The following is an 18,460-nucleotide window of genomic DNA, read 5'->3' on the forward strand; positions in this document are numbered from 1 at the left end:
GAGCGGAGGGGCGGTTCACCGGGCCGGCCAGCTACAAAAAAGCGCCGGGATCGCCGCGGCCGGTGCTTCTGTCGGGAGGACGAAGCTCCGGTCGCGGCGACCCCGACGGGTCCCGGTGTTGAAGGTGAGAGCGCTAATTGAAGATGCTGACGCCACCCGGGCCGACCAACAGCCCGACGACGATGAGGACGATGCCCCACAGGATCTGCCGGCGGAACAGCGCGAGGATGCCGGCGACCACGAGTACGACTGCGAGAATCCAGAGAATCAGCTCCATGACCTCTGACTACCCGACTGGCCGATCGGGGAAACCTGGTCGGTGTCAAGTTGATCGCCAACGTGGAAGACGCTGTACGCCTGCTTGATCACCGGGTGCGCGACGTTGCGGACGCGTACCCCTCCGGGGGTCGTGCCGCGCTCGGTGCCGGCGTGCGCGTGCCCGTGCACGGCCAGCGCCGTGGGCGCCGAGTCGATCGCCTGCCCCAGTTGGTACGAGCCCAGGAAGGGGTAGATCTCCAACGGCTCGCCGACCAGCGTGTCCGGCACCGGCGCGTAGTGGGTGAGCGCGACCAGCATGTCGCAGTCCAGCGAGCGCAGCGCCGCGCCGAGACGGTCCGCGCTCTCGGTGGTGGTGCGCACGAAGGCCTTCATCTCGGGCTCGCCGAAGTCACTGGCGCACCGCCCGGCGAACCCGCCGCCGAAGCCCTTGACGCCGGCGATGCCGAGCCGGCCACCCGCGCAGTCCAGCACGACGCCGTTGCCCTCCAGCACCGTGATGCCCGCGTCCTCCAGAACCTTGGTCACCTGTGGCACCTGGTCGCACTGGTGGTCGTGGTTGCCCAGCACGGTCACCACCGGCACGGTCAACCCGCCGAACTCCTCGGCCACGCAGCGCGCCTCGGCCTCGGTGCCGTGCCGGGTCAGATCCCCGGCCAACAGCAGCACATCGGCGCACTCCGGCAGCTCCTCCAGCGCCGGTCGGAACCGGCCGACCACGTCCTCGTCCAGATGCACGTCGCCCACAGCGGCAATCCGGATCACCATGGAACCTCCCTCAGGGCAGTTGCTCGATCTCCGTGGGCGCTTGGGCGCGGATCACCCCGATGTCGCTGGTGACCGGCACGTCCGGGAAGCGCTCGGACACCCGGCGCAGGATCTCCTCCCGCCGCTGCGGACTCTCGACCTCGCCGTAGAGCACGAGGGCGCGTTCCCGTCGAACCACTGTGATTCCCTGTTCGGCGACGGCGGGGTCCTCGACGAGCAGCCGTTGGATCTCCGCCTCGACGTACTCGTCGGGTGGCCCGGTGTCGATGTCGCGATGATGGGTCACGATGTCCCCTCTCCTGACTGGGTGTCGGCGGCCGACACCACCTCCAGCCGGTCCAGCAGCACCAGGAACGCCTCGGCGTACGGCGAGTGCTGCGTCTCCTTGCGTACCCGTTCCCAGTCGATCTGCTCCCGCAGTGAGCGGGCCAGCGGCAGACCGCGGGCGAAGTCGCAGTAGTGCTGGGAGAAGCTGAGCAGTTTGTGCACCATCAGCTGGGTCGCGGACAGCACCGGCATGCGGATCGCGTCCACCGGTCGGATGACGGTGTCGGCGAACGTCTCCTCGGTGACCGGCGTCTCGATCGGCCGGTGGATCAGGTCCACCATCCGGCCGTCGTCGAAGACCTTCACCAGCCAGTCCTCCGGCGGACGCTCGGCGACGAAACCGGCGGCCACCAGGGCCTCCAACGCGTCTTCCACGTCGGCCTCGCGGATCAGGAAGTCGACGTCGTGATCGCTGGAGTGCCCCCCGTGGGCGTAGACCGCGAAGCTGCCGCCCAGGGCGAACGGAATCTCGGACTGCTTGAGCACGGCGGCGACCTTCTTGAGGGTGTGCACCAGACTCTCGTCTCCGCGCTCAGCCATCTGGTTCCTCCGTCGTCGTGTTGGTGGACCGGCGGTTGGATTTCGAACTCCGGTACCCGGCATTCCGGTCGTCCACACCTGCGGGTGTCTCGGTCGGGCGTCAACCGGGATGAAGCACCACAAACCTCGCGGACCACGTGCGTGGGTCGGATAACCTGTGGAGAGTGGCCAGATCATCGGGGATGCGACGACGCAAGGCCCGATTGCGCACCGTCGCCCTGATCGGGATCGACGGTTCGGGTAAGACCACACAGGCACACCGGCTGGCCGACGCGCTGACCGCCGCCGGGCGCCCCGCCACCTACCGCCGCAACGCCAGTGGTCGCCGTTGGCTCGGCCGGATCGCCCAACGCCTCGGCCGGCCGGACGCGCAGCGGCTCGTCGGCCGCGACGGCGTGCTGGCGGTGGAGTCGGTACTGCGCTGGCTCGCCATCGCCATCGCCCTGATCAGCTGTCTGCTCACCGGCCGGACGGCGGTGATGGACCGCTACTCGGCCTGTCAGTACGCGTCCATCCGCGCACACGGCGGGCAGCGCTGGGAGCGGCTCGCCCGGGCCGGCTACCGGCTGTTCCCGACGCCGCAGGTGACCTTCCTGCTCGCCGTCGACCCGGCGGAGGCGTACCGGCGCATCGAGGAACGCGGCACCGACCACGAGACGATGGGGTGGCTGACCGCCGCCGACACCGCCTACCGGGCACTGCCCGAGTACCCCAGCTTCGTGCTGGTGGACGCGGGCCGCCCGGCCGAGGAGGTGACCGAGCAGATCCAGGCGCACCTGGAGACCTGGCTACCCCCGTCCGCCCCGGGCGGAGAGGACCTCGGCCCGGTGGTGGTTCAGGCCCGCCCGTAGACCGGCACCGTGGCGCCGCTGGTCGGGGCGGAATCCGCCGATGCGAGGAACCGGATCACCGGCGCGATCTCGGCCGGGGTGACCCAGCGGGAATGGTCGGCGTCGGGCTGGGCTGCCCGGTTCGCCGGGGTGTCGATGACGCTGGGCAGGACGGTGTTGCAGCGCACGTTCTGCGAGCGGTACTCCACCGCGACCGCGTTGGCGAAGGCCAGCACCGCCGCCTTGGCCGTCGAGTAGCCGGCCGCGCCGCGGAACGGGGTGAGGGCCGCGCGGGCCGAGACGCAGACCACCGCGCCGCCGCCGGACGCCACCATGTGCGGGAGCGCGGCCTGGGTGACCAGATAGGTCGGCCGCAGGTTGACGGTGAGCATCCGCTCGAACTCCTCGACCGGAGTCTCGTGCACCAACCCGCCGCTGGCGTACCCCCCGACGAGGTTGACCACCGCCCGCAGCGGCGCCGCCGGTTCGCCGCCCGCGGCCTCGACCGCCTGCGCCGCGCCCGCCGCTTCGCCCAGGTCCGCGACCACGCGGACCAGTCCGGCCACCGCCGGCTCCGACCCGGGCCGGGCTTTCCGCTCCGGTACGACCACCCGCCAGCCCGCCTCGACGAACGCGGTGACGACCGCCCCGCCGAGCCCGCCGGAACCCCCGGTCACCAACACGCTGCACTCCGCCATGCGCCTCACGCTAATGCCCCTACCGTCCCCCCGCGCCGACCGGCGCTCGTGGTCGGTGGTCGCGGGAGCCCGCGCTCGGGGTCCATTGCCGCGAGAATCCCCCTTTGCTCTGCACCCGCCGAGGCGACAGTCACGCTCGGTGAACGGGAGGGCGGTAGGTGGCGCGAGTACGGGTGCAGAGCAAAGGGAGGCTCGGGGGAGTGAGGGGGCAGGACGGCAACGGGGCGAGGCGGGGTGATGTTTCTAGATCGAGGTCTGCCATGGGCAGAATGTGTTGGGTTGTTCGGGTGTCGGGGCGCAGGATCGGCGGATGCGGATCCTCATTCTCGGTGGCACCAGGTTTCTCGGTCGGGCCACGGCCCAGCTCGCCGTGGAGCAGGGGCACGACGTGACCTGCGCGGCCCGGGGCGTGTCCGGCGCGGTGCCGGCCGGGGCGCGGTTCGTGGCGGCCGACCGGGATGATCCGGAGTCGCTCGTCCCGCTCGCCGCCGCGGGCTTCGACGCCGTGGTCGACGTGACCCGCCAGATCAGCCACGCCCGGCACGCGCTCGCCGCGCTCGCCGACCACGTCGGCCACTGGTCGTTCGTGTCGACGATCTCGGTGTACGCGGATGACACCACCCCGGGCCAGACCGCTGCGGACGCGCCGATCCTGGCGCCCGCCCCGCCGGACGTGGACGGTCCGGTCGGCCCGGATCACCGCTGGTACGGCGAGTGCAAGGTGAGCATCGAGGAGTTGGTCCGGGAGCGGGTGGGCGTGGACCGTTCGTTCATCTGCCGGGCGGGGCTGATCGTCGGTGCGGAGGATCCGAGCGATCGTTTCCCGTACTGGGTGCGGCGGCTGTCGGCCGGTGGTGAGGTTCTGGCCCCCGGGCGTCCGACCGACCGGGTGCAGTTCGTGGACGTCGCCGATCTGGCGCGTTGGTTGCTGCACGCCGCCGGCACCGGCCTCGGCGGTACGTACGACGGCTCCGGTCCGGCGATGTCCCGGGCCGATCTGTTGGTCGGGGTGGCCGCCGGGCTGGGCGTCGCCGATCCGGCTCTCACCTGGGTCGACCAGGAGTTCCTGCTGGCCCACGACGTACGCGAGTGGTCGGGGGAGCGGGCGCTGCCGCTCTGGGTGCGGCTGCCGGAGACCGCCGGCCTGATGGACCGGGACGTTCGACCGGCCCTGGACGCCGGTCTGACCGTCCGTCCGCTGGTCGATACCGTTCGGGCGACCGCGTCGTGGATGGCCGCACACCCGGCGGCCGTCCGGCAGGGTGGACTCGACCCGGCGGATGAGGCGGCGATCCTGCGGAAGTGGCAGGCTGTGCGGGACCGGTGATCCCGGCGATCGAAGTTTCCCCCACGTCGGACAGTCATGGTTGACGCTCACGCTTGGTGAAAGTAAGTTTCATCCGTGGCGAAGAGTCCGAAGATTTCTGCGAGTCACGAGCCCGGTGGGCTGATCGTCCACATCAGCGGGCTGTTGCCGTCGCTGTCGCCCGCCGAGCAGCGGGTCGCCCGGCTGGTCGTCTCCGACCCGGCGGCCGCCGCCCGGCGGACAATCACCGACCTCGCCACCGCAGCCGAGACATCCGAGGCGACAGTCATCCGGTTCTGCCGCTCGGTGGGCATGGACGGTTACCCCCAACTGCGCATCCGTCTCGCCGCCGAGGCCGCCCGCCGCATCGAGCCACCGGACGCCCGCGTGGTCGGCGGTGACATCCCGCCCGGTGCCGACCTCGCCCAGATCATCGCCACCATCGCGTTCAACGACGCTCGCGCCGTCGAGGAGACCGCCGAGCAACTCGACCCCGCCGTCTGCGAGCAGGTGGTCGAGGCGATCAGCGGCGCCGCTCGGATCGACATCTACGGAGCCGGCGCCAGCGGGTTCGTCGCCTCGGACTTCCAGCAGAAGCTGCACCGCATCGGCCGCATCGCCTTCTACTTCCCGGACGTGCACACCGCGCTGACCTCGGCCGCCCTCCTGGGCCGGGGAGACGTGGCGATCGGCATCTCGCACACCGGCACCACCTCCGACGTGATCGAGGTGCTGGAGCAGGCCCGTACCCGCGGTGCCGTGACCGTGGCACTGACCAACTTCCCGCGCTCGCCGATCACCGACGTGGCGGACTTCGTGTTGACCACGGCGGCCCGGGAGACCACCTACCGCTCCGGCGCTACGGCCAGCCGGCTGGCCCAGCTCACAGTGGTCGACTGCCTCTTCGTCGGGGTGGCCGCCCGCAACCGGGCCCGGGCCCGCAAGGCCCTGGAGGCGACCGCCGAGGCGGTCCAGTCGCACCGGGTGGGTGCCAACCGGAGGCGGGCATGACGGCCGGTGCGGAGATGCCCGCACGGCCCGTTCGGCCCACGGTCCGGGTGGGCGCCCCCACCGAACGGCGAAACCCGCTCAGCGTCGACCTCGATCTGATGTCGACGCGGGACGTGCTCACCGTGATCAACGAGGCGGACCGGCGGGTGCCCGCGGCGGTCGCCGCGGTGCTCGACGAGATCGCCACCACCGTCGACCTGGCAGTCGCGGCGCTACGCGGCGGTCACCGGGTGCACTACTTCGGGGCCGGCACCTCCGGCCGCCTGGGCGTGCTCGACGCGGCCGAACTGGCCCCCACCTTCAACTCGCCCCGACACTGGTTCTGCGCGCACCTCGCGGGAGGCCCGGACGCCATGTGGCGGGCCGTCGAGGACGCCGAGGACGACGACCGGGGCGGCGCGGTCGAAGCGGCCAGTTGTGTACGGGCCGGGGACCTGGTGGTTGGTCTGGCGGCCAGCGGACGCACCCCGTACGTCCTCGGGGCGCTGTCCGCGGCCCGCGCCAAGGGGGCCTCGACGGTGCTGCTCTGCGCCAATCCGGAGGCGGAGGCCGCCCGGTCGGTCGACGTGTTCATCGGGGTGGACACCGGACCCGAGGTGGTCACCGGGTCGACCCGGATGAAGGCGGGCACGGCACAGAAACTGGTGCTCAACACGTTCTCGACCGCCGTCATGGTGCGTCTGGGGCGGGTCTACTCGAACCTCATGATCGATATGGTCGCCACCAACGCGAAACTCCGCGGCCGAATGATCTCGATTCTGGTCGAGGCCACCGGTTGCTCGGAGGAGCTTTCCCGGCAGGCCCTCACCGAGGCCGACGGGGACCTGAAGACGGCGCTCGTCGCCCTCGTCTCGGGGGCCGAGATCGACGCCGCCCGGGCCGCGCTGGCCCGCTCGGCGGACCAGGTGCGCGGCGCCCTCGCCCTGCTCACCTCATAGCGCCACCCGTCCCCGGGAAGCGAATGGGCCCTCGGATTGTTCATCTGGCCGGGGGGTAATAACACCCCCGTGAATGAACCGACCGGCTCACCGGTGCGTATCTGGCAGTGACCAGGATCGCATCGTGGTGGTGATCCGGGTCGCTGTGCCCCCGCGACGGGCGGTGTTGCCATGGTGCGGTAACCCGTACGTGGTGCCCAGTGGCGAGCAACCCGACGGGTGCTGACAGCAAACATGGACCGTGCTCTCAGCTACTACTCAGGCATTCGTGACACTTTCGACTCACGACGAGGAATCCCCGACACGTCTCATCTGTTGTGTAGGTGTCAGCACCGATGGGCACAGCAGAAGTTACCAGGGGCTGACAGGTGTGGGGAATGGCAAGGAACCGGGCAACCGGCGCGAGCGAGGGGACCGTGGGCAACGTGGACAAGAACATCGGCATGCGAACCGACGAGGTTGCCGAGGAGCGCGACCTGGTCGGCGTCTACCTGCACGAGATCTCCCGGACGCCACTGCTGGACGCCGCCAAGGAGGTCGATCTCTCCAAGGCGATCGAGGCCGGCCTCTACGCCGAGCACCTGCTCGGTGAGGAAGCCGTTCCCGCCGGTGTCGACCGGGCCGACCTGGAATGGCTGGTCGTCGAGGGCGAGCGGGCGAAGGACCTCTTCATCCGCGCCAACCTCCGACTGGTCGTGTCGATCGCCCGGCGCTACGTGCGCTCGGGGATGCCCATGCTGGACCTGATCCAGGAGGGCAACACCGGCCTCGTCCGGGCGGTCGAGAAGTTCGACTACGAACGTGGCTACAAGTTCTCCACCTACGCCACCTGGTGGATCCGCCAGGCGATCAGCCGGGCGATCGCCCAGCAGGAGCGCACCGTCCGACTGCCGGTGCACCTGGTGGAGGACGTCAACCGGATGCGCAACGTGGCCCGGCAGCTGACCCGTGAGTTGGGCAGCGACCCGGAGCCGGAGCAGATCGCCAACGCCCTCGGCGTCACCGTCGAGCGGGTGAACGAGCTGCGCCGCTGGTCGCAGGACACCGTCTCGCTGGACACCCCGGTGGGCGACGACGGCGACACGAACCTCGGTGACCTGGTCGCCGACAGTGACGCGCCGTCGCCGGAGGACATCGTTCTCAGTGGCCTGGAGCGGCAGCGCATCGAGGGGCTGCTCAACCACCTCGACGACCGGTCCGCCGGCATCATGCGGGCCCGGTACGGGCTGGAGGACGGCCGGGAGCACTCGCTCACCGAGGTCGCGTCACGGTTCTCGCTGTCGCGCGAGCGGATCCGGCAACTGGAGATCCAGGCTCTCGGCCGGCTCCGTGAGCTGGCCCGCGCGGAGGGGCTGCAGGCGGCCTGACCTGGTAGTAATGACGGCGAACGGCCGGCGTCCGATAGGGGGACGCCGGCCGTTCGCCGTCAATGACCGTGGTTAGCGGACCCGGCCGTAACCGTGGATGGACATCATGTTCATGCCACGCTTGAGCACGTTGCGACCCGCGCTGGGCGCGTCGATCACCTGACCGTCGCCGACGTAGAGGGCGACGTGCCCGAGCCCGCTGTAGAAGATCAGGTCGCCGGGGCGTAGCTCGCTCCGCCCGATGTGGGCGACAGCGCCCCACTGCATCCGCGCGCTGTGCGGCAGCGACTTGCCGGCCGACCGCCAGGACGCCAGGGTCAGCCCGGAGCAGTCGTAGCCGTCCGGCCCCTCGCCCGCCCACTTGTACGGCTTGCCGATCGCCCCGAACGCGTAGCGCACCGCTGTTCCGGCAGCGCCGGACACGGCGGGCGCGTTCCTGGCCTCGGCCGTCGCCGCCTTCGGCTCGGGTCGCTCAGTGGCGGCCCCGTACGCCTGCCGGCGCAGCTCGTACAGTTTGGCCAGGTCCTGCTCGATCTGCTTCTTGGCCGCGGCGAGCTGACGCGCCTGTGCGGCCTGCCGCGTCAAGGTCGTGCCCAGGCGGGCCTTCTCGTCGAGCAGCCGCCGCTGGTCGGTGGTGAAGCCGGAGATGCGTTCCTGCCGCTGGCGGGTCAACTGCTCGATCGTGCCGAGCCGATCCAGCAGCGCCGTCGAGCCGCCCGCGCGCAGCAGGGCGTCCGCGGTGCGCAGGCCGCCACTCTTGTACGCGGTGGAGGCGATCTCGGCCACGTCGGCCCGGCTCTGCTCGACCTGCTGTTCGAGCGGGCCGATGCGGGTCTGTAATCGGGCCACGGCGGCCTCGTTTGTCTTGATCTCCTCACGCAACTTGTTGTACGACTCGACGACCCGCTCCAACTCGGCCGAGGACGTCTCGATCCGGCGGGTCAGGTCGGCGGGGGACGGCTCGGCCTGGGCCACCGCCGTCGGGGCGATCAGCGCGGCCGACATACCGACCAGCGCCACGGTGCGCAGCAGATTTCTCAGGGATGACAAGAGCGGAAGGCCCCTCTCCCACGGCCGTCGGGGCTGCTGACGCCCTCGACGACACCGGCCGGGGCCACCCGGGCGGACGGCACTGGGCCGGACCGGCTCGCCCAACCTAACCCGAGACGGATGTGACTCGCAGTTGAAGCAGGGGCGAAAGTTGGGAGAGTTGCGGGTCGGGCCGGTGGGCTGGGTGGCGCCATCGTGGCTGATGACACCTGCGGACGAGGGAACACCGTCCTTTTCGCGGCCTACTGACAGATATGCGACTTTCGTCGTTCCGGGCGTATGCCGTCGGATTCCTGGCGGCCATAACCGATAAAAGCTGAAATGGACGCGGTTTCTCGGCGATGTCACCCCGTCGTGGCGAGCTGTCGTGACCCGGTAAATGCCCAGGTCGACTGGCGGCGTCGCAACACAATGAAGTCCGGAGCCGGGAATCCCGTCGACGGGCAGCGATGACTGTCCTCAGCGGGCCCCTCGGCCAACCGTCCCCTTCGGGAGGAACCGTGAATCGTGAAGGCGCAAAGACGCGACCGCCGCGAACGGGTGCCCGGTCGACCCTGCTGTACGCGCGGCCCGGCATCATCGTGACCGTCGACCGGTTCACCATCGGTCGGAACAGCTACCGGGTCGCCGACCTGACCCATCTGCGTACCACCCGGGGTCCGCACGACCGGATCGCCGTCCGGGCCGTGGTCATCACCGCCGGCATGCTCGGCGGTGTGGGTGTGCTTCTCGGCTTCACCGGCGGTCTGCACCGCCTCACCGCCGGGGCGTACCTGATTCTCGGCGCGGTTTTCCTGCTCCCTGCCGCTCTCGCCCTGGTCGGTGATCGCTGGCGCCCACCGCCACACGAACTGTGGGGGTGGTACCAGGGCTCGGAGATGCTGCTGTTCAGCGCCGACGACGAACGGCAGTTCGGCCAGGTCACCCGGTCGCTGCTGCGGGCCCGGGAGGTCAACCGCTACGGCAGTTGGGTCGACCCGCTCGCCGGAGCGGAGCCGTGGCGGCCCAACCGCTGATGCGGCGCGGTCGGCGTGAAGGTTGGCGTAACCGATCGTCACGCCCGCTCAACCGTCAGCCTGGGAGGACGGGCTCCGGAGTCCGTTCGGTCTGCGGCGCGGCCACCCAGGCGCTGACCCGGCGCTCGGCGTAGAACGAGACGAACGGCACGGTACCGGCCAGCATCACCAGCAGCATCCGCTTCAGCGGCCAGTCGGCTCGGCGGCTCAGGTCGAACGCGGCCACCAGGTAGATCATGTAGAGGAAACCGTGCGCCGGCCCGATCGTCTCCACGACGACCGGGTTGTCGAACGCGTACTTCAGCGGCATGCCGATCACGACCAGCAGGATCAGCACCACGCCCACGATCCAGGCGCTCACGCGGTACCGGGTAAGGGCAGCGCCCACCTTCGTCCGTCCTTCCGAGCCCGGCTCAGCCGGGATAGTCACCGGGCCGGGCGCCCGGATTGGCGTTCAACCATGACAGGTAGTGGTTGTATGCGGCCAGGTCGTTGTCCTCGACGGCGTCGCCGGTGGCGGGCATCCGGTGCACCCGCACCGGTCGGCGTACCCCCGGTCGGGACCCGCTGGTGACCGCCGGCTCCGGCTCGACGGCCTGCTCCGCGGGCGGCGCGTCGGCCTCCGCCACCCGGCGGCGGGCCAGCTTCACCTCACGCCACCAGACGTAGACCACGAAGCCGGCGAAGATCGGCCACTCGACCGCGTACCCCCAGCTCAGGCTGTTGCCGGCGGTGGCCCGGCTGATCTGCCACCAGCCCAGCCCCAGGAAGCCCACGACCAGCACGACCATGGCGACGTGGCGTGCGATCCACGCCGGGGTCCAGAGCCGCCTCATGACATTGAGGGTACCGGGGACGCCACCGGTCTCCGACACCGTGTCGTAGTCGTCGACTTGCCGGCTGGGTTTGGCGTCACCGCGCCTGGGCAATCGTTTAGACGCCAGCCCAAACGAGATCAAGGGGGGCGATCATGACCGGATCGGTACGTGAGGACGGCTTTGCGTCCAGCGGCAGCGCGGATACGAGCCCGGAGCAGCGGGTGCCCGAGTGGGGCGGCGAACAGCTCGCCGACCCGACCGGCGCTCCCGGCCTCGACGACGACCTGCCCGGCATCGACCCGACGGAGCTTTCCGACGAGGACCTGATCCGCGAGATGCACAGCCTGCACCGAACCCGCCTGGACACCCTGCGGCACGCTGCCGACTCCGCACTCGCGAACCACCTCCGGCGCACGGCGGAGCTGGAGACCGAGTACCTGGCCCGACACCCGGGTCGCGAGGTCGATCCCAGCCGCCTGCGGGACGCGTGATGCCGGCGCGCGCCGTGCGCGGCATGTCCGCGCCGCCCGAGGTGGTCTTCAGCACGGCAACCGACCCCGACCGCGCCTCGGCCTGGCTGCCGGAGCCGCTGCGCGGCGACGGCAGCCCCGCCGCGGAGATCAGCGGCGAGGAGCTGCGTGCCCGCTGGGGCGACGGCGACGCCGCCGACTGGTCCGCCGAGATCCGGGTCGAGCCGGCCGATTCCGGTGGCGCGCGGATCCAGCTGGACCTGGCCGACGGCTCCGACGGGCCCGGTCCGGACCAACTGGCCGACGAGGCGCTCACCAATCTGGCACGCGAGGTCGCCGACAACCTCCAGGCCGGCTGAGCCGGCCTCGCGGACGCCGTTCCCGCACCACCACGACATGTGAGGAGATCGGGTGAGCGACACTGGCCTGCGGCAGAAGGCGGCCCGGCTGCGCCGGGCGTACGCGCCGCACGAGCACCGGCCGCTGGGCGGCTACCTGGTGGCGATGGGCGCCTACGCCGGGGTGACCGGGGCTCTCGCCGGCCTGGTCAAGGCGACCGGCCGACCGGTGCCGGAGCGTCCCGCGCCGTCCGACGTGGTGCTGCTCTCCATCGCCACGCACAAGCTGAGCCGGTTGTTGTCCAAGGACGCGGTGACCAGCCCGTTGCGGGCGCCGTTCACCCGCTACGACCGCCCGATCGGCAGCGGCGAGGTGATGGAGCAGGTCCGCGACTCGGGCAGCCCCACCCGGCACGCCATCGGCGAGCTGCTGAGCTGCCCGTTCTGCCTGGCGGTCTGGGTGGCCACCGGGCTGACCGGTGGCCTGGTGCTCGCGCCCCGGCTCACCCGCCTGGTGGCGACCGCGCTGACGGCGGTCGCCGCGTCCGACTTCCTCCAGATGGCGTACGCGACGGCGCAGCAGGCCGCCGAGGGTGGGCACGACGACTGAAAGCCAAAAGAAAAGGGGGCCGGCGCGAGCCGGCCCCCTTTTTCGTACGCGTCAGCGCTGCATGCCGGACCAACCGTGCGGCGACTCCGGTTCCCGTTCGTCCTCGTCCGCCCCGGTGATGATGTCCCGATCCACCGCCGTGCGGTCGTGCTCGTTGGCGAAGTCCGGCTCGGGCGTGGTGTCCCTGCCCTTCGGGGGCTGACCCAGCGCCGTCACCTTCTCGTCGTGGTCCTCGTGGTGCGTCATGTCGGTGTCCCTTCCGCGGTCGCTCAGCCGACCGAGCCGCCCAGCAGGTCACTGGCCTCGTCCACCGCGTACTCACCCTCGGGGAGCGCGTCGATGCGGGCGAGCAGCTCCGGCGGGAGTTCTGCGGCCACCGCCTGACGGTAGATCTCCGCCTGCTCAACCCGCTCCTGCGCGCGGAAGATGCCGTCGAGCAGGTCGTCGAGTGCCCGGGTGTCCGGCTGGTCGGCCAGTGGTGAGTCGTCGGTCACCTCGATCAGCTACCCGGGGCGGAATCGGTCAAACGTCACCCCGTCGGCGGGTCTGCGCGCTTGGTCGACGGCTCCGTAACCCTTCCTTTGCTCTGCACCCGCCGATGCGACGGTCACCCTCTGTGAGTGGTGCGCCCAGGGGTGCAGAGCAAAGGGAGACACAGCGCAGAGCCGGGGCGGGGCCGGCAGAGCGGGGAGGGGACAGGCAGAGCGGGGGAGGGATGGGCAGAGCGGTGGCTGGGGTGATGGTGCCGGCCATCTCGGGTGAGCCGGTCCCGGCCAGGGACCGGACAGACAGCGCCGCCCCCGGCCTTGTGGGCCGGGGGCGGCGCTGGTGTCGGTGTGCAGGTCGCCTCTCGGCGAGTGGCACTACGCGGCTCCAGCCGGACGGTATTCCGCGAAGGCTATTTAGGTGAGGCCCGGGGACACTGGACACACCGACACCCCAGTCAACGAGCCGACCCCCGTTCGTGTTCCGCCGGCCGTGGTGTCGGCGGTCACACCGCCGTGGGCAGGGTGGCCCGACGGGCCCGCACGGCCGAGGCGAGGTGGTCGAGCACCTCGGCGGTGTCGTCCCAACCCAGGCAGGCGTCGGTGACCGACCGCCCGTACTCCAGCTTGCGGGTCGGGTCGAGCTCCTGCCGGCCGGGCAGCAGGAACGACTCCAGCATCACGCCGGTGATCCCACGCTGGCCGGCGGCCAGCTGGGCGGCCACGTCCGCGGCCACCAGCGGCTGGTTACGGTGGTCCTTGCCGCTGTTGGCGTGACTCGCGTCGATCACCAGCCGCTCCGGCAGGTCGGCGGCGCGGAGCAGGTCGAGTGCCCCGGCGACCGACTCGGCGTCGTAGTTGGGTCGGCCGCCCCCACCGCGCAACACGAGGTGCCCGTCGGTGTTGCCTCGGGTGTGCATGATCGCCGGAGTGCCGGAGAAGTCGATGCCGGGGAAGACGTGTGGCACCCCGGCGGCGCGGATCGCGTCGACGGCCGTGCCGATGCTGCCGTCCGGGCGGTTCTTCATGCCGATCGGCATGGACAGACCGGAGGCGAGCTGGCGGTGCACCTGGCTCTCCACCGTGCGGGCACCGATCGCACCCCAGCCCACCGTGTCCGCGATGTACTGCGGGGTGATCGGGTCCAGGAACTCGCAACCCACCGGAAGGCCGAGGCGGAGCACGTCGAGCAGCAGCGCCCGGGCCAACCGCAGACCGGTGTTGACGTCCCCGCTGCCGTCCAGGCCGGGATCGTTGATCAGGCCCTTCCAGCCGACGGTGGAGCGCGGCTTCTCGAAGTAGACCCGCATGACGATCAGCAGGTCGTCGGCGAGCCGGTCGGCTGCGGTCCGCAGACGCTGCGCGTAGTCCAGGGCGGCGGCCGGGTCGTGCACCGAGCAGGGGCCGACCACCACCAGCAGGCGGTCGTCCTCGCGGTCCAGCACGCGACCGACCGCACGGCGGTCGGTCAACACGGCCGCCGCGAGCGGGGCGTCCAGGGGCAACTCGTGGTGCAGCAGGGCGGGTGTGGTCAGCGGCACGACACGGTCGATCCGCTGATCGCTGACCCGATCGGTCTCCGGGGTCGTCACGGTGGCATCCTTTCGCCGACCGTGCCCGGGGCCGGTGCCCGGGACGAGCCGGCTGCTCGTACGCAAAAGGGCAGGAACGACAGCTCCTGCCCAGCCGGCTCGGTCCGTGGTGACATCAGTTCATGGTGAAGTCACCGGCGTGCGAGCCGGCTGCCTAAACCATCGATAGGAACGCGTCACCGGGCCAGCGTACCCGACCGGACGTCTTCACCCGTGCTGTCGTCCCAGGATGCGGGGCGGAGATCGCGTGCCGGGGACGCGCTCGGGGTAACAGGGGTGCCATGACACACGAGCAGAGCGATCAGGACCGGGTGGAATCCCGCGCGCACCACCTCCTGCCCGAGGAGAAGGCGGTGGGCAGCGACGACCCGCAGGCGCAGGCGGAGGCCATCCTCGCCGAGTCGGACATCCGCACCGCGGACCAGAACGCCGCTCCGGACACGGTGCTGGAGCGGCGTACCTCGGATCAGACGGTGGTGGCGGTCGAACCGCCGGACTGAGCGGTCGCCCCGCGTGCCCGGCGCGACCCCCGGTAAGTCTGGTCACGCAGCCAGGCCAGCGGACCTGCCACCCGCAGTTCGGGTGGCAGGTTGCGCACCGGGTCGAACGCCAGCGCCCCGTCCTCCTCGGTGCTGAGCTGGGCACCGAGGCTGACCTGCCCGACCGGTCGCCACGGCCCCACCGCCGAGGCGACCGCGAGCACCAGGCGCGGGGTGTCCGTCCGGGTCGCGGCGGACGCCGCGGCCAGGCTGCGACCGAGGTCGGCCGAGTCGGGATCGGCCAGCGCGGCCAGCCAGAGGCGGCGCCGGCCCGCTCGATAGCACGTGATCGTGCTGTACGTGCCGGTGAAGCGGCGTCGCGGCAGCGGCAGGTTCCGCAACACCGGGGCCGCGCCACTGGAGCTGACCAGCAGGTCGAACTGCCGGCCGCCGTCGCTGTGCAGGCGCAGCGCGAGGCCCAGGACGTCGGGCCAACTGCCGGGCGTGGGCGTTCCCTTGGAGAGCCGGACTGTGGTCCGGTACCGGGCGGGCTGGTCCAGCAGAGCAACGCCGGTGGGCGGTCCGGGCGTACCCCAGATCACCGTCTCGCCGACGAACGAGCGACCGGCCGGATGCAGCAACCGGCCGCGGCGCAGCCGGCCGAGTGCGGTGGCGGCGCGTTCGACGGCGGCGGCGGCCCGCCCGGCGGACCGGAACGGAGGCGGGGTGACGGTCATTGCTCTCCGGTACCCCGCGCGGCGGCTCCGATGCCGCCCGGGTCGGCTCGCCGACCGACGGCACGTCACCTTTCCGCCCCCGAGATCGGATAGCGTCGGGGCATGCCCGACAGCGGTTACCCCTGGCCCATTCAGACGTCCCGACTGGACAACGGCCTGCGCGTGGTGGTGAGTGAGGACCGCACCGCGCCCGCAGTGGCCGTCAACCTCTGGTACGACGTCGGCTCCCGACATGAGCCGGCCGGGCAGACCGGCTTCGCCCACCTCTTCGAGCACCTGATGTTCGAGGGCTCGGTGAACGTGGCGAAGACCGAGCACATGAAGTTGATTCAGGGCTCCGGCGGCTCGCTCAACGCCACCACCAACCCGGACCGGACCAACTACTTCGAGACGGTCCCGGCCGAGCACCTGGAGTTGGCGCTCTGGTTGGAGGCCGACCGGATGGGCGGTCTGGTCCCCGCCCTCACCCAGGAGACGCTGGACAACCAGCGGGACGTGGTGAAGAACGAGCGCCGGCAGCGCTACGAGAACGTGCCGTACGGCGACGCCTGGCTGCGGTTGCTGCCGCTGCTCTACCCGCCGGGGCACCCCTACCACCACGCGACGATCGGCTCGATGGCCGACCTGAACGCCGCGGACCTGGCCACCTTCCAGGCGTTCCACCAGACCTACTACGCGCCGAACAACGCGGTGCTGACAGTGGTCGGCGACGCCACCGCGTCCGACGTGTTCGCGCTCGCCGACAAGTACTTCGGCGCGTTGCCCGCCCGCGACGACATCCCGCCGGCACCGGACGGCCGCACCGTCCCCGCCACCGGGCAGACCGCCGTCGAGTCGGTGAGCGCCGACGTTCCGGCGCCCCGGGTCTACATCGCCCACCGCAGCTACCCGTTCGGCACTCCCGGATACAACGTGATCACCGTGCTCGCCACCATCCTGGGCAGCGGCCGGGGCAGCCGGCTCTACCAGCGCCTCGCCGACGGCGAGCGGATCGCGCAACCGGACCTGGTCGGGGCGTACGGGGTGGACCTCGCCCACGCCCCGGCACCGCTGATCGCCACCGCCACCGCCCGTCCCGGAGTGAGCGCCGAGCGGCTGGCCGAAGGGCTGGCCGAGGTCGTCGACGAGTTGGCCACCGTGCCGGTCACCGCCGCCGAGCTGGATCGGGCCAAGGCGTTGCTCAGCACCGGGTGGTGGCGTCAGCTGTCCACCGTCGACGGCCGCGCGGACCTGCTCGGCCGGTACGCCACGCAGTTCGGCGACCCGGCCCGCATCGCCGAGCAGTTGCCGGCCCTGCTCGCTGTCACCGCCGAGCAGATCGCCGAGGCCGCCGCCGACGTGCTCGCCACCGACCGGGTGACCCTGACCTACCTGCCCGAGGAGACCTCATGACGCTGATCGCCGACCGTCCCGGCCCGGGCGCCGCCCGCCCGTACCGGTTCCCGCCGGTGGTCCGCCGCGCCGCGGCCGGGGGTCAGGTCGTCGCCGCGCACCTGCCGGGGCAGAACCTCGCCGTGGCCCTGCTGCTGCTCGACGTGGGCGCGGGCCAGGAGCCGGTCGGTAAGGAGGGGCTGTCCGGCGTGCTGGCCAAGGCGTTGGAGGAGGGCACCGCGCAGCGGGACGCCGCCGCGTACGCCCTCGCCGTCGAAGGGCTCGGCACCGCACTGTCGACCGGTCTGGACTGGGACTCGTTCCAGGCCAGCGTGGTGATCCCGGTGGACCGGCTGAGCGCCGCCGTGGAACTGCTCGCCGAGGCGGTCCGGACGCCGAAGCTCGACCCCGCCGACGTACGCCGGGTCCGCGACGACGAGGCGACCGCGCTCCGGATGGACTGGGCCAACCCCGGCCCGCGCGCCGACGCCGCGCTGCGCGCCGATCTGTTCGGCGCGCAGAACCGCTGGGGGCGGCCGATGCACGGCGACCCGGAGTCGGTCGCCGGGTTGGACGTGGAGGACGTCACGGTCTTCCACTCGGAGTGGTTCCTGCGCCCCGGCACCCTGATCGTCGCCGGTGACCTGGACCGGATCGACCTGGACGCGCTGGCCGCCGCGGCGTTCGCCGGCACCGGTGGTGGTCCCGCCGAGCGGGGCGGTCCCATCGAGGTGCCGTTGCACGACGGTCGACGGATCATCCTGGTGGACCGACCCGGCTCGGTGCAGTCCACGCTGCGGCTGGGCCACCCGTCACCACACCGGGCGCACCCCGACTACGTGCCGATGACGCTCGCCGGCACGGTGCTCGGCGGGGCGTTCACCTCCCGACTCAACCACCTGCTGCGGGAAGTACACGGCTACACCTATGGCATCCGGGGCGACTTCGCCGCGTCGCGGCGGTTCGGTCGGTTCGCGGTCAGCTCCGGCGTGCAGACGGCGGTCACCGCGCCGGCCCTGGTCGAGGCGGTGGGCGAGATCACCCGTACCCAGGCCACCGGGGTGACCGAGGATGAGCTGGAGGTGGCCCGCTCCTGGCGGGCCGGGCAGCTCTCGGTCGAGTTGCAGAGCCCTCGGGCGATCGCCTCCGCGCTGACCACCCTGGTGGTGCACGACCTGCCGGACGACTACCACGCGCGGCTGCGCGAGTCGCTGCTCTCCGCCGACGTGGACCAGGTCTCCGCGGCGGCAGCCACCCACCTGCACCCGGAAGCTCTCACCCTGGTCATCGAGGGCGACGCCGCAGTGATCCGCGAGGACCTGGAGTCCACCGCCCTGGGACACCTTCTTCCCTGACCCACCCACCCCCCCCCTCCCGTTGATCATGGAGTTGTTGTCACTCGGCACGGCGTGTCGTGACAACAACTTCATGAT

At 71.4% G+C, this 18,460-nt stretch carries 24 protein-coding genes; 12 read left to right on the top strand and 12 right to left on the bottom strand.

Going from position 1 to position 18,460, the window contains the following annotated elements; all coding sequences use genetic code 11:
* Positions 1-133: 133 nt before the first annotated feature.
* Genes AB0877_RS09415 through AB0877_RS09430 form a run of 4 tightly spaced genes read right to left on the bottom strand, consistent with a single transcriptional unit; the run spans position 134 to position 2,088 of the window.
* The gene (locus AB0877_RS09415) at positions 134-277 is read right to left on the bottom strand and encodes a GPGG-motif small membrane protein (RefSeq protein WP_007464364.1); all 144 of its coding nucleotides are present in this window, start codon (positions 275-277) and stop codon (positions 134-136) included.
* Positions 268-1,044, bottom strand: a complete 777-nt coding sequence (locus tag AB0877_RS09420; RefSeq protein WP_366608106.1) for a metallophosphoesterase — start codon at positions 1,042-1,044, stop codon at positions 268-270. The genes AB0877_RS09415 and AB0877_RS09420 overlap by 10 nt, the downstream gene beginning before the upstream one ends.
* 10 nt (positions 1,045-1,054) lie before the next feature.
* Positions 1,055-1,330 (bottom strand): hypothetical protein, encoded by a 276-nt coding sequence (locus AB0877_RS09425; RefSeq protein ID WP_366608107.1) that lies wholly within the window; start codon positions 1,328-1,330, stop codon positions 1,055-1,057.
* Complete coding sequence (locus AB0877_RS09430) at positions 1,327-2,088, bottom strand: nucleotidyltransferase family protein (protein ID WP_366608108.1); 762 nt, start codon at positions 2,086-2,088, stop codon at positions 1,327-1,329. The genes AB0877_RS09425 and AB0877_RS09430 overlap by 4 nt, the downstream gene beginning before the upstream one ends.
* Positions 2,089-2,093: 5 nt before the next feature.
* On the opposite strand from AB0877_RS09430, the gene AB0877_RS09435 reads away from it, so the two are divergent.
* Positions 2,094-2,762 carry a thymidylate kinase gene (locus AB0877_RS09435; protein ID WP_366608146.1) on the top strand — a complete coding sequence of 223 codons (669 nt, stop codon included), beginning with the start codon at positions 2,094-2,096 and terminating at the stop codon, positions 2,760-2,762.
* Here the strand turns inward: AB0877_RS09435 and AB0877_RS09440 are convergent.
* Positions 2,747-3,439 (bottom strand): SDR family NAD(P)-dependent oxidoreductase, encoded by a 693-nt coding sequence (locus tag AB0877_RS09440; RefSeq protein ID WP_366608109.1) that lies wholly within the window; start codon positions 3,437-3,439, stop codon positions 2,747-2,749. The genes AB0877_RS09435 and AB0877_RS09440 overlap by 16 nt on opposite strands.
* Before the next feature lie 310 nt (positions 3,440-3,749).
* On the opposite strand from AB0877_RS09440, the gene AB0877_RS09445 reads away from it, so the two are divergent.
* The 4 genes from AB0877_RS09445 to AB0877_RS09460 all read left to right on the top strand — a co-directional run bounded on the left by AB0877_RS09445 (position 3,750) and on the right by AB0877_RS09460 (position 8,061).
* The gene (locus tag AB0877_RS09445) at positions 3,750-4,766 is read left to right on the top strand and encodes an NAD-dependent epimerase/dehydratase family protein (RefSeq protein WP_366608110.1); all 1,017 of its coding nucleotides are present in this window, start codon (positions 3,750-3,752) and stop codon (positions 4,764-4,766) included.
* Between the two features lie 75 nt (positions 4,767-4,841).
* Positions 4,842-5,756: a MurR/RpiR family transcriptional regulator gene (locus tag AB0877_RS09450; RefSeq protein WP_355008959.1), complete on the top strand. Its 915-nt coding sequence runs from the start codon at positions 4,842-4,844 to the stop codon at positions 5,754-5,756.
* Positions 5,753-6,694, top strand: a complete 942-nt coding sequence (murQ, locus tag AB0877_RS09455) for an N-acetylmuramic acid 6-phosphate etherase (RefSeq protein ID WP_366608111.1) — start codon at positions 5,753-5,755, stop codon at positions 6,692-6,694. Before AB0877_RS09450 ends, murQ begins: the two co-directional genes overlap by 4 nt.
* A gap of 377 nt (positions 6,695-7,071) precedes the next feature.
* Positions 7,072-8,061: a sigma-70 family RNA polymerase sigma factor gene (locus AB0877_RS09460; protein ID WP_091405669.1), complete on the top strand. Its 990-nt coding sequence runs from the start codon at positions 7,072-7,074 to the stop codon at positions 8,059-8,061.
* 72 nt (positions 8,062-8,133) lie between these two features.
* Here the strand turns inward: AB0877_RS09460 and AB0877_RS09465 are convergent, their stop codons facing one another.
* Positions 8,134-9,111 (bottom strand): NlpC/P60 family protein, encoded by a 978-nt coding sequence (locus tag AB0877_RS09465; protein WP_366608112.1) that lies wholly within the window; start codon positions 9,109-9,111, stop codon positions 8,134-8,136.
* Positions 9,112-9,611: 500 nt separating this feature from the next.
* On the opposite strand from AB0877_RS09465, the gene AB0877_RS09470 reads away from it, so the two are divergent.
* The gene (locus tag AB0877_RS09470; RefSeq protein WP_366608113.1) at positions 9,612-10,127 is read left to right on the top strand and encodes a DUF6232 family protein; all 516 of its coding nucleotides are present in this window, start codon (positions 9,612-9,614) and stop codon (positions 10,125-10,127) included.
* A 55-nt stretch (positions 10,128-10,182) separates the two neighbouring features.
* Here the strand turns inward: AB0877_RS09470 and AB0877_RS09475 are convergent, their stop codons facing one another.
* Both AB0877_RS09475 and AB0877_RS09480 read right to left on the bottom strand, forming a co-directional pair.
* On the bottom strand, positions 10,183-10,515 hold the full coding sequence (locus AB0877_RS09475) for a DUF3817 domain-containing protein (RefSeq protein WP_366608114.1): 333 nt from the start codon (positions 10,513-10,515) through the stop codon (positions 10,183-10,185).
* A 25-nt stretch (positions 10,516-10,540) separates the two neighbouring features.
* A complete protein-coding gene (locus AB0877_RS09480) occupies positions 10,541-10,963 on the bottom strand; it encodes a hypothetical protein (protein ID WP_366608115.1) in 423 nt (140 codons plus the stop codon).
* Positions 10,964-11,097: 134 nt separating this feature from the next.
* Between AB0877_RS09480 and AB0877_RS09485 the strand changes: the two genes are divergently transcribed.
* Genes AB0877_RS09485 through AB0877_RS09495 form a run of 3 tightly spaced genes read left to right on the top strand, consistent with a single transcriptional unit; the run spans position 11,098 to position 12,363 of the window.
* The gene (locus AB0877_RS09485) at positions 11,098-11,436 is read left to right on the top strand and encodes a DUF6158 family protein (RefSeq protein WP_366608116.1); all 339 of its coding nucleotides are present in this window, start codon (positions 11,098-11,100) and stop codon (positions 11,434-11,436) included.
* Positions 11,436-11,774 carry an SRPBCC family protein gene (locus AB0877_RS09490; RefSeq protein WP_366608117.1) on the top strand — a complete coding sequence of 113 codons (339 nt, stop codon included), beginning with the start codon at positions 11,436-11,438 and terminating at the stop codon, positions 11,772-11,774. Before AB0877_RS09485 ends, AB0877_RS09490 begins: the two co-directional genes overlap by 1 nt.
* Before the next feature lie 52 nt (positions 11,775-11,826).
* Complete coding sequence (locus tag AB0877_RS09495; RefSeq protein ID WP_355008951.1) at positions 11,827-12,363, top strand: DUF1360 domain-containing protein; 537 nt, start codon at positions 11,827-11,829, stop codon at positions 12,361-12,363.
* Positions 12,364-12,414: 51 nt separating this feature from the next.
* On the opposite strand, the gene AB0877_RS09500 is transcribed toward AB0877_RS09495, so the two are convergent.
* The 3 genes from AB0877_RS09500 to AB0877_RS09510 all read right to left on the bottom strand — a co-directional run bounded on the left by AB0877_RS09500 (position 12,415) and on the right by AB0877_RS09510 (position 14,440).
* Entirely contained in the window at positions 12,415-12,609 is a 195-nt protein-coding gene (locus AB0877_RS09500) for a hypothetical protein (RefSeq protein ID WP_366608118.1), read from the bottom strand.
* A 23-nt stretch (positions 12,610-12,632) separates the two neighbouring features.
* Positions 12,633-12,866 (bottom strand): hypothetical protein, encoded by a 234-nt coding sequence (locus AB0877_RS09505; protein WP_366608147.1) that lies wholly within the window; start codon positions 12,864-12,866, stop codon positions 12,633-12,635.
* Positions 12,867-13,354: 488 nt separating this feature from the next.
* The gene (locus tag AB0877_RS09510) at positions 13,355-14,440 is read right to left on the bottom strand and encodes a 3-deoxy-7-phosphoheptulonate synthase (protein ID WP_366608119.1); all 1,086 of its coding nucleotides are present in this window, start codon (positions 14,438-14,440) and stop codon (positions 13,355-13,357) included.
* Between the two features lie 281 nt (positions 14,441-14,721).
* Here AB0877_RS09510 and AB0877_RS09515 point away from each other — a divergent pair, with 281 nt between their 5' ends.
* Positions 14,722-14,940, top strand: coding sequence for a hypothetical protein (locus tag AB0877_RS09515; protein WP_366608120.1), 219 nt, complete (start codon positions 14,722-14,724; stop codon positions 14,938-14,940).
* Here AB0877_RS09515 and AB0877_RS09520 read toward each other — a convergent pair.
* Positions 14,907-15,656, bottom strand: a complete 750-nt coding sequence (locus AB0877_RS09520) for a phosphodiesterase (RefSeq protein WP_366608121.1) — start codon at positions 15,654-15,656, stop codon at positions 14,907-14,909. The two genes, AB0877_RS09515 and AB0877_RS09520, sit on opposite strands and share 34 nt — an antisense overlap.
* A 102-nt stretch (positions 15,657-15,758) precedes the next feature.
* Between AB0877_RS09520 and AB0877_RS09525 the strand changes: the two genes are divergently transcribed.
* Positions 15,759-17,048 carry a pitrilysin family protein gene (locus AB0877_RS09525; RefSeq protein WP_366608122.1) on the top strand — a complete coding sequence of 430 codons (1,290 nt, stop codon included), beginning with the start codon at positions 15,759-15,761 and terminating at the stop codon, positions 17,046-17,048.
* Positions 17,045-18,382 carry a pitrilysin family protein gene (locus tag AB0877_RS09530; protein WP_366608123.1) on the top strand — a complete coding sequence of 446 codons (1,338 nt, stop codon included), beginning with the start codon at positions 17,045-17,047 and terminating at the stop codon, positions 18,380-18,382. The genes AB0877_RS09525 and AB0877_RS09530 overlap by 4 nt, the downstream gene beginning before the upstream one ends.
* Positions 18,383-18,460: the final 78 nt, after the last annotated feature.

Source organism: Micromonospora sp. NPDC047644 (genome assembly GCF_040704315.1).
Taxonomy (GTDB): Bacteria; Actinomycetota; Actinomycetes; order Mycobacteriales; family Micromonosporaceae; genus Micromonospora.

Coding starts and splice junctions, on each gene's coding strand:
- AB0877_RS09415 (WP_007464364.1), bottom strand. CDS start 277: ATGGAGCTGATTCTCTGGATTCTCGCAGTCGTACTCGTGGTCGCCGGC.
- AB0877_RS09420 (WP_366608106.1), bottom strand. CDS start 1,044: ATGGTGATCCGGATTGCCGCTGTGGGCGACGTGCATCTGGACGAGGAC.
- AB0877_RS09430 (WP_366608108.1), bottom strand. CDS start 2,088: ATGATCTGGCCACTCTCCACAGGTTATCCGACCCACGCACGTGGTCCG.
- AB0877_RS09435 (WP_366608146.1), top strand. CDS start 2,094: ATGCGACGACGCAAGGCCCGATTGCGCACCGTCGCCCTGATCGGGATC.
- AB0877_RS09440 (WP_366608109.1), bottom strand. CDS start 3,439: ATGGCGGAGTGCAGCGTGTTGGTGACCGGGGGTTCCGGCGGGCTCGGC.
- AB0877_RS09445 (WP_366608110.1), top strand. CDS start 3,750: ATGCGGATCCTCATTCTCGGTGGCACCAGGTTTCTCGGTCGGGCCACG.
- murQ (WP_366608111.1), top strand. CDS start 5,753: ATGACGGCCGGTGCGGAGATGCCCGCACGGCCCGTTCGGCCCACGGTC.
- AB0877_RS09460 (WP_091405669.1), top strand. CDS start 7,072: ATGGCAAGGAACCGGGCAACCGGCGCGAGCGAGGGGACCGTGGGCAAC.
- AB0877_RS09480 (WP_366608115.1), bottom strand. CDS start 10,963: ATGAGGCGGCTCTGGACCCCGGCGTGGATCGCACGCCACGTCGCCATG.
- AB0877_RS09485 (WP_366608116.1), top strand. CDS start 11,098: ATGACCGGATCGGTACGTGAGGACGGCTTTGCGTCCAGCGGCAGCGCG.
- AB0877_RS09490 (WP_366608117.1), top strand. CDS start 11,436: ATGCCGGCGCGCGCCGTGCGCGGCATGTCCGCGCCGCCCGAGGTGGTC.
- AB0877_RS09500 (WP_366608118.1), bottom strand. CDS start 12,609: ATGACGCACCACGAGGACCACGACGAGAAGGTGACGGCGCTGGGTCAG.
- AB0877_RS09515 (WP_366608120.1), top strand. CDS start 14,722: ATGACACACGAGCAGAGCGATCAGGACCGGGTGGAATCCCGCGCGCAC.
- AB0877_RS09520 (WP_366608121.1), bottom strand. CDS start 15,656: ATGACCGTCACCCCGCCTCCGTTCCGGTCCGCCGGGCGGGCCGCCGCC.
- AB0877_RS09525 (WP_366608122.1), top strand. CDS start 15,759: ATGCCCGACAGCGGTTACCCCTGGCCCATTCAGACGTCCCGACTGGAC.
- AB0877_RS09530 (WP_366608123.1), top strand. CDS start 17,045: ATGACGCTGATCGCCGACCGTCCCGGCCCGGGCGCCGCCCGCCCGTAC.